Here is a 13,018-nt window from a genome sequence, read left to right on the forward strand (position 1 = left end):
ATAATTGTTCGCTAGAGCACAAGTCAATTTATCGATGAGATTTCCTTGAAACAGATTCATCACCTTAGAGGTAAGTGCTAGCAGTATCACGAAGAGAGAAATAGGCGTTTTTAGAACGGTTCTTTTGTGCTCAGACATCTACTTATTAGCCATGAAAATCGCTTAATTTCAATGGTGTTGTAATTTATATGTCTAGGAGTAAATATGCATAAATTCAAACTATCATTGGCAACAATACTCATTCTTTCATCGTGTTTTGCTTATGCAAATGAGCAAATTAAGAACGGCAAATTTAACGGGAATATGGATGGTTGGTGGAATGCTGGTGCAGATGTAAAAATCAAAAATGGCGAAGCATGTCTTGAGATTAGAAGTCCAGGAGAGAACCCTTGGAATGTGATTTTAGGACAGGGCGGGATTGGGTTGGCAAACAAAGCAGATTATGAAGTTTCATTTGATGCTTATGCAACCGTTGATACTCAAATGAGAACGCTTATTCAGCATGAAGGTCCTCCTTATACCAACTATTTTGTGGATGATACAAAAGTCTCACTGAAGAAGAAGAGCTATAAGTTTAAGTTCAGCCATGATGTTGAAAGCGATGCTAAAACTGAGTTCCAGTTTCAAATGGGCGCCCAGAAAAAGGGAACCGTATGCGTTAGCAATGTTTCAGTCGTCGGTGAGAAATACATTGAAGAGCTGAAGATAAATTCTGTTCGTGCTAACCAAGTCGGTTACCTTCCTCAAGCAGATAAGTTTGTGTTTGTCGCGAATGAATCTAAAGAGCCATTAAAGTGGGTGCTAACAAACAACAGCAATATCAATGTCGATTTAGGTAAAACGGAAGTTTTTGGTCTTAATAAGGCATCAGGCGAGTTTATTCACCGTATTGACCTATCGAACTACAGATCAGATATGAGTGGCTTGAAAGTAAAAGTCGGTGAAGACGAGAGCTTGCCATTTAGCATTAGCAAAGATATCTACAGTCAGTTGAAGTACGATGCATTGTCTTACTTCTACCAAAACCGTAGTGGTATTGAGATTGATAAGGCTCTGGTACAGCGTGACGATCTAGCGCGTCCCGGCGGGCATATGAGCGATGTGGTTACCTGTTTTAATAAGACTGACAGCTGGGGTAATAAATGGCCAGGCTGTGATTTTTCTGTCGATGTAACTGGCGGTTGGTATGACGCTGGCGACCATGGTAAGTATACGGTTAACAGCGGTATCTCGACTTGGACCCTTTTGAACCTGTTTGAAAGAGGTAAATGGCTAGATAACGCACCAATTCCTTTTGCAGAAGGGAAAGTGAAAATTCCAGAAGCTGGAAATGGCGTTAATCCTTTGTTGTCTGAGGCTCGTTGGAATATCGAATTTATATTGGCAATGCAGATCCATAGTGACCAACCTGTAGCGGCTCCTGTTGGTGACCAGTCTGAAGACAAAACACTTAAACTGACTAAGATTGACGCAAAAGGTATGGCTTTCCATAAAGTTGCTGATGAAGCTTGGACAGGTATGCCACTGCCACCTCACATGGACACCCAAAAGCGATATGTGGGTTATCCAACCACTGCGGCTACGTTGAACTTGTCAGCAATTGGTGCTCAATGTGCGCGAATTTGGAAAGAGATTGATCCTGCGTTCTCAAAAAACTGTTTGAATGCGGCGCAAGAGGCTTGGGAAGCCGCGAGCAAAAATCCTCATATTCTTGCCTATGAGAACTTCACAGGGTCGGGCCCATATGATGATAAAGAGCTTTCAGACGAGTTCTACTGGGCTGCAAGTGAACTTTATATCACCACTGGTGACAGCAAGTACCTTAAAGCACTGAAAGCTTCTCCTCATTATCTAGAGACACCAAAAGGTAACATTGAAGCAGATGGCGAAATGTTCTGGGGGTACACAGCGCCTTTAGCAACAATAAGCTTGGCCGTTGTGCCTAATGGATTGGGTGATGATCAAATTAAAGTTGCAAGGAAAAACTTAATCGCAACCTCTGATAACTTTGTGGGCCAGATTAATAACGAGGGTTATCATATTCCTTACACGGTAGAAGAGTATCCGTGGGGATCGAACTCGAGTTTTGTAAATAGAGCTATCTTCTTAATCTATGCGAATGATTTCACCGGCGATATTAAGTATGTAAAAGCGGCTGCAAATGCGATGGATTACTTACTAGGCGCGAACCCAATGAACCTGTCTTATATTACAGGTTACGGCACCAATGCGGCTAAAAGTCCACATCACCGTTTTTGGGCACATGCTGCGGATGAAAAGTCACCAGCTCCAGCACCTGGCGCACTAGTGGGTGGACCCAACTCCGTGAGTTACAGTGATCCAGTCGCTGCGACATTGAAGGGGCAGTGTGTTGGCCAAACCTGTTATAGAGATAACATTAATGCATGGTCGTTTAATGAGATCACGATTAATTGGAATGCTCCTCTCGTTTGGGTTTCTTCTGCTTTGGATGAAGGGCAATTATATTGATTAACGGGTCACTTTTTTGGTTTGGGGAAAATATTTATGCACCTAAACTTCTAAGCTAGTTCGAGTCAGGAAAAGACGTTAAGAGAATACAATTCCTTGAAATAGCTAGATTTAGATACAAAAAAAGACGTCCTGGGACGTCTTTTTTCTGGAATTTGGCTCCCCCTGCAAGACTTGAACTTGCGACATACGGATTAACAGTCCGCCGTTCTACCGACTGAACTAAGGGGGAATTGCTTTGAGCGGTGCGAATGGTAGCGAGTGGGGTGTTCAGTGTCAACCTTTCCAGCCGAAGAAAAAGTAAAAATATTTCCCTGAAAATACTTTACTTTTCTGTACCCCTTATCGGAATTAGGCTAGGTTTAGTTATCCACCAAAATTGTGGATAAGTGTGTTGACGAATCCTGAGCAATTCGTTTCATCAATGAATGTTGAGTTATTACTCTACTCATTTGTTGAGTTTATTTTTTATATAACACTATGTTTTTTATTTTATTTTTTGATTTATCAACTGAAATTATCAATAAAAAATGAAAATGAATGGCGATGAGAAAAAGGGAGTCATTTTGAAATTTTGGGGAAAACAAGTGGATTATTTTTGAAAGTTAGGAGTGGTTTTTTACGAATCAGGCCGAAGATGGTAGCAAACGTATGGAGAAGAAACTAGCATTTTTTCAAAACAGGGGTGATTTACGACGCAACTATTTTGAACAATTACTTGCAACAAAACATGGCTAACAGCGAGAATGCCTATTCAGTTATAGAGGACAACGGCATTATGAGCAAAACGTTTGAATTGGTATCGGGCTATCAACCCTCAGGCGATCAACCTACGGCGATCAAGCAATTGTTTGATGGGCTAGATGCAGGTCTTGCTCATCAAACCTTATTGGGTGTGACGGGTTCAGGGAAAACATTCACCTTGGCTAATGTGATCGCCAAGGCGCAGCGTCCGGTTATCTTGTTGGCACCGAATAAAACGCTCGCAGCCCAGCTGTATGGTGAGATGAAGTCATTTTTCCCCAATAATGCGGTTGAGTATTTCGTCTCTTATTACGACTACTATCAGCCAGAGGCGTATGTGCCGACCACGGACACATTTATAGAAAAAGATTCCTCGATTAACTCACACATAGAACAAATGCGACTTTCCGCGACTAAAGCGCTGCTTGAGCGTAAAGATGCGATTATTGTAGCTTCTGTATCGGCGATTTACGGTTTGGGTGATCCTGATTCTTATCTGAAAATGATGCTGCATGTTCGCCGTGGTGATGTGATGGATCAGCGCGACATTATCCGCCGTTTAGCCGAGCTCCAATACACACGTAACGATATGGCGTTTGAACGTGGTCAATTTAGAGTTCGTGGAGAGGTCATCGATATCTTTCCCGCGGAATCGGATTATGCGGCCGTGCGTGTTGAAATGTTTGATGATGAGGTAGATTGCATCAGTTTGTTTGACCCATTGACGGGCGCAATGATTCAGCGAGATCTTCCTCGCTATACCATCTATCCTAAAACGCATTACGTTACGCCAAGAGAGCGCATTGTCGATGCGATAGAGCACATCAAAGAGGAGCTGCGAACTCGCCAAGCCTATCTGTTGGAAAACAATAAACTACTCGAAGAGCAGCGCATATCGCAGCGTACTCAATTTGATATTGAAATGATGAATGAGCTCGGTTTTTGTTCAGGTATTGAAAACTATTCACGTTATCTTAGTGGGCGAAAAGAGGGAGAGCCGCCTCCGACCCTGTTTGACTATCTACCGCATGACGGTTTATTGATTATCGACGAATCACACGTAACCGTGCCGCAAATTGGTGCGATGTTCAAAGGCGATCGTTCACGTAAAGAAACGTTAGTGGAGTTTGGTTTCCGGTTGCCTTCCGCTTTAGATAACCGTCCATTAAAGTTTGAAGAGTTCGAATCACTTGCGCCGCAGACGATTTTTGTTTCTGCTACCCCGGGCAACTATGAGCTAGAAAAATCAGCCGGACAAATTGTGGATCAAGTGGTGCGCCCAACCGGACTACTTGATCCCGTGCTGGAAGTACGACCAGTCGCAACACAAGTGGATGATGTGTTGTCAGAGATCCGCATTCGCTCAGCGAAAGATGAACGTGTGCTGATCACGACATTGACTAAACGCATGGCTGAAGACTTAACTGAGTATCTTCATGAACATGGGGTTAAGGTCAGATATCTGCACTCAGATATTGATACTGTTGAGCGGGTTGAGATTATTCGCGACCTTCGCCTAGGCGAATTTGATGTGTTAGTGGGTATTAACTTACTGCGTGAAGGTTTGGATATGCCTGAAGTCTCTCTTGTCGCAATTCTTGATGCGGATAAAGAAGGCTTTCTACGTTCAGAACGTTCATTAATTCAGACTATTGGCCGTGCGGCACGTAACATTGAAGGCAAAGCGATTCTCTATGCTGACCGCATTACTAACTCAATGAAGAAAGCGATGGATGAGACCGATCGTCGCCGTGAAAAGCAGCAAGCACATAATGAAGAACAAGGGATAACACCTCAGGCGCTGAAACGTAATGTCAAAGATATTATGGAGTTAGGTGATATTACTAAGTCCAAGCAGCAGAGGATGAGCAAACAAGTACCTTTGTCGAAGGTGGCAGAAAACTCGCAAACTTATGAAATATTCACGCCGCTACAACTGGAAAAAGAGATCGCCAAACTAGAAGGGTTAATGTACAAACACGCACAAAACCTAGAATTTGAATTGGCTGCCGAAAAGCGTGACCAAATTGAAAAACTGCGTCAGCAGTTCATTACCAACAGTTAAAAAAATAGCCAATAGAAAAAGGTCTATTGGCTGTTATTTGTGAACACTTTATTCACTAACAACGTCAGTTGGCTAGGTGACCCCTAAGGGTCATATTGAATAGAGCACATATCGTGCCAATTAATTTTATGCAAAAAGGGCTATTAACTAACGAATTAGTGCCTTTTTGTTATTTTATTTTGCAAAATGCGAACCTTAATGCAATAGTTAAGGCAAAGTGCAAAATAATAATGGCTAGAATATGCAACCTGACTTTTCTCTACAAAAGGCTAAATATCTTTTGATGGTGGAAGATACGGCTTCCGTTGCGGCGCTGTATCGTTCATACCTCACTCCCCTTGAAATCGATATCAATATTGTTGGTACAGGTCGTGATGCGATAGAGAGTTTAGCTTACCGAGAGCCGGACCTCATATTGCTGGAGCTTCGATTACCCGATATGACGGGCATGGACGTTTTACATGCTGTGAAAAGTCACTACCCCAATGTGCCAGTGATATTCATGACCGCTCATGGTTCGATCGATACCGCCGTGGAAGCGATGCGTCACGGTGCCCAAGATTTCTTGATCAAACCTTGTGAAGCAGACCGTTTGCGCGTCACGGTTAACAACGCCATACGTAAAGCTAGCAAACTAAAAAATGAGGCTGGTAACCCGGGTAATCAGAACTACCAAGGTTTTATTGGCAGCAGTCAAACCATGCAATCAGTCTATCGAACCATTGACTCTGCGGCCTCCAGTAAAGCCAGTATTTTTATTACTGGCGAAAGTGGCACGGGTAAAGAGGTGTGCGCAGAAGCGATTCATGCGGCCAGTAAACGTGGCGATAAACCCTTCATTGCGATTAACTGCGCCGCCATTCCTAAAGACTTGATAGAGAGTGAACTCTTTGGTCACGTGAAAGGCGCATTTACTGGCGCAGCGACCGATCGCCAAGGCGCAGCCGAGTTGGCTGATGGCGGCACACTGTTTTTGGATGAACTGTGTGAAATGGATTTGGATTTGCAGACCAAGCTGTTGCGCTTTATCCAAACGGGCACATTCCAGAAAGTGGGCTCATCGAAGATGAAAAGTGTCGATGTTCGTTTTGTCTGCGCTACCAACCGCGATCCATGGAAAGAGGTACAAGAGGGTCGTTTTCGTGAAGATTTGTACTATCGTCTTTATGTGATCCCATTGCATTTACCACCGCTACGCGAGCGAGGCGATGATGTTATTGAAATTGCTTACTCTTTACTCGGCTTTATGTCTAAAGAAGAAGGCAAAGGTTTTGTCCGCTTAGCGCCAGAGGTTGTGGAGCGTTTTACGCGCTATGAATGGCCGGGTAATGTGCGTCAACTGCAAAACGTGTTGCGGAATGTGGTGGTATTGAACCACGGCAACGAGATCGAACTGAGCATGTTACCGCCACCGCTAAATCAAGTCGTGGATAACAAGATCCGATTAGCAAACCTAACGACGGAAACGCGCAAGGAAAATATAACCGTGCACGATATTTTTCCTTTATGGATGACGGAAAAGCAAGCCATCGAACAAGCGATAGAAGCGTGTGATGGTAATATTCCTAAAGCAGCCAGTTATTTAGACGTTAGCCCTTCAACGATCTACCGCAAGCTTCAAGCGTGGAACAGTAGAGAGAACTCATAGAGATATGGAACTGATCAATAAAAACAAAATTGCGCATTTGGCCCAAGAAATTGGAGAAGAGAATGTGCCAATATTGCTCGATATTTTTCTCAGCGAGCTGAGCGCCTATACACAGAAGCTAGCTGATCAAAATCTGCCGGATAAAATCGAATATTTAAAAGACATCAGCCATGCTCTAAAAAGCAGTGCCGCCAGCTTTGGTGCGGATAAACTGTGCGCTAAAGCAGTGGATATCGATAGCAAAGGAAAGGCAAACTGCATTTTTGATGAGGCTGAAGACGTGGCGGCGATGCGCGCTCTTATCGAAGAGACGCATCGTTGCTACTGCCACTTGATGGATTAGCTTGTGAGTTGATTCTCAATGGCTTTTTGAAGTTTAACTCGGTCGTGCCGCCAGTCACGATTGGATGATGCTAGCTCTGTAGTGACACAATGCCAGTGTTCAGCCAGCTCCGGATGTGGTGTATCGCCGATCACCACATCGATTTTTCGCACGTGGCAGGCGCGCTCACACCATTCCAATTTCTGCCGTAGCGACATGCGACCAGCAGGTCCTTGCTCGGGAGACAAGTTCTCAACAAAAATCAGCTTTGCTTTTACGTTTTGCTCAATGGCATTGCCAATTTCGGGCAGCAGTAGTGGTGGCATCACACTGGTGAGAAAGCTTCCCGGGCCAAGGATGATGCAGTCTGCTGCACTGATGGCGAGTATGGCTTCTTTGGTTGCTGGCACTTCAGGTGATAAATCTAAGCGCCTTAAATCTTCCGTCATCTCGTCCACGTTCGTTTCACCCGTGACCCAGTGACCATCCATAGAAAGTGCACTAAGATCAGAAGGATGCTCTGACATAGGTAAAATATTAACATCGACTTTGAGCATGTTTCGGATCAAGTTGATCGCGTCTAAAGGGCGCACAGATAGGTTATCTAATGCAGTCAGCATCAAATTACCGAGATTATGGCCATTGAGTTCTCCCGCACCTTTAAAGCGATATTCAAACATCATCGAACTGATTGAAGGCTCAGTGATCAACTGGTTGATACAGTTACGTGTATCGCCCCATGCAATGCCACCTTGGCAGTGGCGAATGCGCCCAGTGGAACCGCCGTTATCTGTGGTGGTTACAATCCCTGTCGCATTGGAGCCAAAATCTTTTAACGCCGCTAGCATGCGTCCAAGCCCATGTCCTCCGCCAATGGCGACGACTTTCTTTGAAGTGTATAGAGTCATCTGTTCTTCTTATTTTTTAATAATTAACTACAATTTAAATCAGCTTGTTCACAACCCATACTCATTAGGAGGTAAATTGGGTAATGGACTCTTTTTTTTTACGATAAGGGTAGAATCACTTACTAATATTAAGTATTTTACTTATCAGCTGCTGTAGAGATAGTTAATTATACTACCTCAACGGCTGCCATAGCTCCGAGCTTAACTGGCTAAGTCTCATTTTTGTGAGATAGGGTGGTTAAGCCAGTGGTCTAATACCACAAGGGCATAATTGGAAATGATTATGCCTCCCGTATTTGGAAAGGTGTTCCGTGGCGCAACAGTTCGAAGATAGATTCCAACGTAAATTTTATTATTTACGTTTATCTGTTACAGATGTCTGTAACTTTAAATGCACATATTGCCTGCCTGATGGTTATCAACCTTCGGGGCAGAAAAACTCGTCTTTTTTAACCCTTCCTGAAATACAACGCGTCGTGCGAGCCTTTGCCGACTGTGGTACGTCGAAAGTACGCATCACAGGGGGGGAGCCGACTTTGCGTAAAGACTTTAACGACATTATTGCTTGTGTGGCGAATACCGCTGGTATAGAGAAAGTGGCGACCACCACCAACGGTTACCGTATGGCCAAACAAGTAGAAGGTTGGCAATCGGCCGGGTTAACGCATATCAATGTCAGTGTCGATAGTCTTGATCCAAGAATGTTCCACCAAATCACGGGTGAAAACAAATTTACGCAAGTGATGGCGGGGATTGATCGCGCTTTTGAAGTCGGTTACCAGCAAGTTAAAGTCAACGTTGTGCTGCTAAAAGACCTTAATCATCAGCAGTTACCTGCTTTTTTAGATTGGATTAAACATCGCCCTATTCAACTTCGTTTTATTGAACTAATGCAAACTGGTGAAATGGACTCGCTGTTTGAGCGTCACCATATTTCAGGTGTTGCCATTCGTAATCAACTGATTGCCAATGGTTGGGTGCTGAAAACCCGAGCTCACAATGATGGGCCAGCGCAAGTATTTGTTCATGCCGATTACCAAGGTGAAATCGGTCTTATCATGCCGTATGAGAAAAACTTTTGCCATAGCTGCAACCGCTTACGTGTTTCGGCAAAGGGGAAGTTACACCTGTGCCTTTTCGGTGAGCAAGGCGTTGAATTACGCGATCTGCTCGCCCAAGATAATCAACAGCAAGCCTTAATTGAGCGAATTCAAGCGCAATTACAGACCAAGTCGGTCAGCCATTTTTTACAAGATGGCAATACGGGTATGACGCCTAATCTCGCCTCCATTGGCGGCTAAATTCTTTTTGTCACTGGCTATTGTTTAGCGGGTGATGTTGGTACACATTTGAACAGTAGGTGAACACATGGGTCACGCAGAAAGCGCATTTCAACCAGCACATATTGCCGTACTGACGGTTTCCGATACTCGTACTGAAGAAAACGATACTTCAGGCGGTTACTTAGCTGAGCAACTTCAACAAGCGGGACACATTCTGGCCGATAAGCAGATTGTTATTGATGATCAGTATAAAATTCGCGCGATTGTTTCTCAGTGGATCGCGGATGAAAACGTGCAAGCCGTGCTGATCACGGGTGGAACGGGTTTTACCTCACGCGACAGCACACCAGAGGCATTAAAGCCCTTGTTTGATAAAGAAGTTGAAGGTTTTGGCGAGCTGTTCCGATTGGTCTCTTACGATGAAATTGGCACTTCAACCATTCAGTCTCGCGCCATTGCAGGTTTTGCCAACCATACGGTTATTTTTGCCATGCCAGGTTCAACAGGAGCGTGCAAAACCGGTTGGACAAAAATCATCAAACAGCAGTTAGATGCCAGCCATCGCCCATGCAACTTTATGCCACATCTTTCGGTTTAACGGGGTTTCAATGAGCGAATTTACTCATATTAATGCCTCAGGCGAAGCCAATATGGTCGATGTCTCTGCCAAGGCTGAAACCGTACGTGAAGCACGTGCGGAAGCCTTTGTTAAGATGTCACCACAAACGCTGCAACTGATCCTTTCTGGGCAACACCACAAAGGTGATGTGTTTGCCACCGCAAGAATTGCGGGCATTCAAGCGGCGAAGAAAACGTGGGATTTAATCCCACTGTGCCACCCATTGCTGCTTACTAAAGTAGAAGTGCAGCTTGAAGCCATCGAAGCACAAAGCAAAGTTCGAATTGAATCATTGTGTAAATTAACCGGTAAAACAGGGGTTGAAATGGAAGCCTTAACCGCGGCATCGGTGGCGGCGTTAGCCATTTACGACATGTGTAAAGCAGTACAAAAAGATATCGTGATTGAACAAGTGCGCTTACTTGAAAAAAGCGGCGGGAAATCTGGTTACTTTAGCGCTCAGCCACAACAAAAGGTCACGCATGATTAATGTCCTCTTTTTTGCTCAAACTCGTGAGTTGATCGGCCAAGACAGCATTCAACTCAAGGCACAGTTTGCTACGGTTGAAGCACTGCGTAGCCACTTAGCCTCGCAGCCTGGGAAATGGGATTTAGCCTTGCAACCGGGAAAACTGCTGGTGGCAGTCAATCAAACCATCGTTGCCTTTGATTACCCGTTAAGTGATGGTGATGAAGTGGCTTTTTTTCCTCCAGTAACCGGAGGCTAGTGATGGATAGCCGTATTTCCGTTCAAATATCAGATTTCTCGGTAGACGCAGAATACCGTGATTTGTCGCAAGGTACTTCCGCTGGCGCTGTGGTTACCTTTATTGGCAAAGTTCGTGATATGAATTTAGGTGATAATGTTATTGGCTTAACGCTTGAGCACTATCCGGGAATGACAGAAAAAGCCTTGAGTGATATTTGTGATCAGGCGCAGGCACGATGGCCGGTGCAAAAAATCCGTGTGATCCACCGAATCGGTGATTTAGATATTGGCGATCAAATCGTGTTTGTAGGCGTGTCGAGCTCACATCGTGGTGCGGCTTTTGAGGCGTGCGAATTCGTTATGGATTACCTTAAAGCCAAAGCACCGTTTTGGAAGAAAGAGCGCACCACCGAACAAACACGCTGGGTGGAGTCTCGAGATTCAGATGCCCAAGCCGCGCAGCGTTGGGCTAATCATCACACCATCGACTAAGCCTTGTGTAGTATATGAATAGTTCCGCGCTGTTGATTCTTCGCGTGAAACAGCGCTTTATCGGCCGTTGATACAAACTGTTCTGGCGTCATGCCAGTCGGTATGTGTTCGCAATATTGGATGCCGATAGTAATCGATACATACAATGAGACACGAGAATAGCGGTGAGGGATTTGCAGCTCTCTCACTTCACTAAGTAGTTGTAATGCTTTTTGCTCGCACTGTTTAATATCAATATCCGCAATAAATAGTAGAAATTCATCTCCTCCATAGCGAAAGCAGAGGTCATCTTTACGTTTCCAATGCTGCAGAGTGCTCGCTATCTTGCGCAGCACAGTATCGCCATTCACATGGCCATAGTGGTCGTTATATTCTTTGAAGCAATCTAAGTCGATCATGAAAATTGCAGCACTACTTTGCTCACGTTTGATCTTATCTAACGCTTTGGGCAGTAATGAGTCCATCGCATAACGGTTATAGACCTGAGTTAAATGATCCACATTGGTCAGTTTTTCTAACTCAAGTTGGTGTATAGAAAGCCGCTCTAACGTGCGCTTATAAGCGGTAATATTTCTCACAATCCATAGCACGTACTCAGTATTTTTCAGCGGGATGACCAATGCGTTAAAAAACTGAATATCGATAGGGCCAGAGCTACCTTTAAATTGAGCAATTACCCTTAGGTCGAGATCGTATTCAAACTCTCGCATTTGTCCGTTATCAATGACTTCTTGGATAATTTGATGAAACCAAGCGGCTTTTTTTTCGGGTAATACCTGGTATAGATTGAGACCAATGAGAACTCTTGGGTCGTGGTGTCGGCTGCGATCCGTTCCTCCTAAGGCCTCCACATATACGCCATCGCGGTTAATCAGAAAAGTGGGTTCAGGTAATGACTCCAACAAGCTGCGCATCAGTGCTGGGTTTTCTATAATCTCGGAAAACAGTGGCGAATTCACCATGCCCAGTCCTTATTAATACAACGGTCAATGTTTAAGATATAAATGATATTAACTGTAAAATCTTGCGAGACATCGTGTTCTTAACGTGTTGTTTGATTCAAAAATGAGACGTTTTGATAAAAGATTTTGCCATTTACCCTTGATAAAAATTAACTATTTGTAATATCGATAGTTTGTGCCGATGAGAAAAATCGATTTTTTCCATTTAGCAAAACGGTGAAATTAGTCAACACTTAACTTAAGGCAGCATACCGTTGCAACCAAGGAGACAGATATGCAATCGCTAATAGTTAAAGACTATATGACATTACAAGCCATCACCTTCAAACCGGACATGCCAATGACTGCGGCTTTAGAAAAAGTGATGCGTTCGGAGCATCTTGGTGGTCCTGTTATTAACGACCAAGAACAAGTGATTGGCTTTCTATCAGAGCAGGATTTGCTCGATAAATTGGTGAAGGTGAGTTATTTCTGTGAAGACACCCATTTAGTCCGTGACTGCATGCACCCTGAAGTGCTGTCCGTTTCATCAGACACCTCTATTATTGAGCTTGCTGACATGATGAAAGTAGGAAAACCGAAAGTTTATCCCGTGATCGATCAAGGTAAATTGGTTGGCATTATTACGCGCAGAGATGTACTGAGAGCATTAGGGAAAAACTTAACGCATTGTTTTAAAAAACCAACATAGCAAACTATACCCTTCCTACTTGAAGCTGCAGCGGTGTTGGCTACGTTCGTTCACCCCAATCACATAGTTTGCCTATGCTCATGGG

At 44.0% G+C, this 13,018-nt stretch carries 12 protein-coding genes, 1 tRNA gene and 1 riboswitch; of the genes, 10 read left to right on the plus strand and 3 right to left on the minus strand.

Annotation, left to right across the window (positions count from 1 at the left end):
* Positions 1 to 204: 204 nt before the first annotated feature.
* Positions 205 to 2,490, plus strand: coding sequence for a glycoside hydrolase family 9 protein (locus tag AACR75_RS14505; protein WP_047690697.1), 2,286 nt, complete (start codon positions 205 to 207; stop codon positions 2,488 to 2,490).
* 156 nt (positions 2,491 to 2,646) lie between these two features.
* On the opposite strand, the gene AACR75_RS14510 is transcribed toward AACR75_RS14505, so the two are convergent.
* Positions 2,647 to 2,722: transfer RNA gene (locus AACR75_RS14510), tRNA-Asn, on the minus strand.
* A gap of 546 nt (positions 2,723 to 3,268) precedes the next feature.
* Here AACR75_RS14510 and uvrB point away from each other — a divergent pair.
* The 3 genes from uvrB (at position 3,269) to luxU (ending at position 7,290) form a co-directional block, all read left to right on the plus strand.
* Positions 3,269 to 5,299: an excinuclease ABC subunit UvrB gene (gene uvrB, locus AACR75_RS14515; protein WP_047690958.1), complete on the plus strand. Its 2,031-nt coding sequence runs from the start codon at positions 3,269 to 3,271 to the stop codon at positions 5,297 to 5,299.
* A gap of 241 nt (positions 5,300 to 5,540) precedes the next feature.
* Positions 5,541 to 6,947, plus strand: a complete 1,407-nt coding sequence (luxO, locus tag AACR75_RS14520; RefSeq protein WP_047690700.1) for a quorum-sensing sigma-54 dependent transcriptional regulator LuxO — start codon at positions 5,541 to 5,543, stop codon at positions 6,945 to 6,947.
* A gap of 4 nt (positions 6,948 to 6,951) precedes the next feature.
* Entirely contained in the window at positions 6,952 to 7,290 is a 339-nt protein-coding gene (gene luxU / locus AACR75_RS14525; RefSeq protein WP_047690702.1) for a quorum-sensing phosphorelay protein LuxU, read from the plus strand.
* Here luxU and AACR75_RS14530 read toward each other — a convergent pair.
* Positions 7,287 to 8,177, minus strand: a complete 891-nt coding sequence (locus AACR75_RS14530; RefSeq protein WP_047690705.1) for a YvcK family protein — start codon at positions 8,175 to 8,177, stop codon at positions 7,287 to 7,289. The two genes, luxU and AACR75_RS14530, sit on opposite strands and share 4 nt — an antisense overlap.
* Positions 8,178 to 8,356: 179 nt before the next feature.
* Positions 8,357 to 8,500, plus strand: a riboswitch (molybdenum cofactor riboswitch).
* Between AACR75_RS14530 and moaA the strand changes: the two genes are divergently transcribed.
* From moaA to moaE, 5 genes are all read left to right on the plus strand, one after another.
* Positions 8,489 to 9,478 (plus strand): GTP 3',8-cyclase MoaA, encoded by a 990-nt coding sequence (moaA, locus tag AACR75_RS14535; protein WP_026028246.1) that lies wholly within the window; start codon positions 8,489 to 8,491, stop codon positions 9,476 to 9,478. Its footprint overlaps the riboswitch before it by 12 nt.
* A 67-nt stretch (positions 9,479 to 9,545) precedes the next feature.
* Positions 9,546 to 10,058, plus strand: coding sequence for a molybdenum cofactor biosynthesis protein B (gene moaB, locus AACR75_RS14540; RefSeq protein WP_010320682.1), 513 nt, complete (start codon positions 9,546 to 9,548; stop codon positions 10,056 to 10,058).
* Between the two features lie 10 nt (positions 10,059 to 10,068).
* Positions 10,069 to 10,569 (plus strand): cyclic pyranopterin monophosphate synthase MoaC, encoded by a 501-nt coding sequence (gene moaC, locus AACR75_RS14545; RefSeq protein WP_047690708.1) that lies wholly within the window; start codon positions 10,069 to 10,071, stop codon positions 10,567 to 10,569.
* On the plus strand, positions 10,562 to 10,807 hold the full coding sequence (moaD, locus tag AACR75_RS14550) for a molybdopterin synthase sulfur carrier subunit (protein WP_010320680.1): 246 nt from the start codon (positions 10,562 to 10,564) through the stop codon (positions 10,805 to 10,807). The genes moaC and moaD overlap by 8 nt, the downstream gene beginning before the upstream one ends.
* Positions 10,808 to 10,809: 2 nt before the next feature.
* Positions 10,810 to 11,280 (plus strand): molybdopterin synthase catalytic subunit MoaE, encoded by a 471-nt coding sequence (moaE, locus tag AACR75_RS14555; protein ID WP_038148363.1) that lies wholly within the window; start codon positions 10,810 to 10,812, stop codon positions 11,278 to 11,280.
* Here moaE and AACR75_RS14560 read toward each other — a convergent pair.
* Positions 11,277 to 12,242 (minus strand): sensor domain-containing diguanylate cyclase, encoded by a 966-nt coding sequence (locus tag AACR75_RS14560; RefSeq protein ID WP_013857257.1) that lies wholly within the window; start codon positions 12,240 to 12,242, stop codon positions 11,277 to 11,279. The genes moaE and AACR75_RS14560 overlap by 4 nt on opposite strands.
* A gap of 274 nt (positions 12,243 to 12,516) precedes the next feature.
* Between AACR75_RS14560 and AACR75_RS14565 the strand changes: the two genes are divergently transcribed.
* Positions 12,517 to 12,933, plus strand: coding sequence for a CBS domain-containing protein (locus AACR75_RS14565; protein ID WP_013857256.1), 417 nt, complete (start codon positions 12,517 to 12,519; stop codon positions 12,931 to 12,933).
* Positions 12,934 to 13,018: the final 85 nt, after the last annotated feature.

Source organism: Vibrio sp. ZOR0018, from assembly GCF_963865925.1.
GTDB lineage: Bacteria > Pseudomonadota > Gammaproteobacteria > Enterobacterales > Vibrionaceae > Vibrio > Vibrio anguillarum.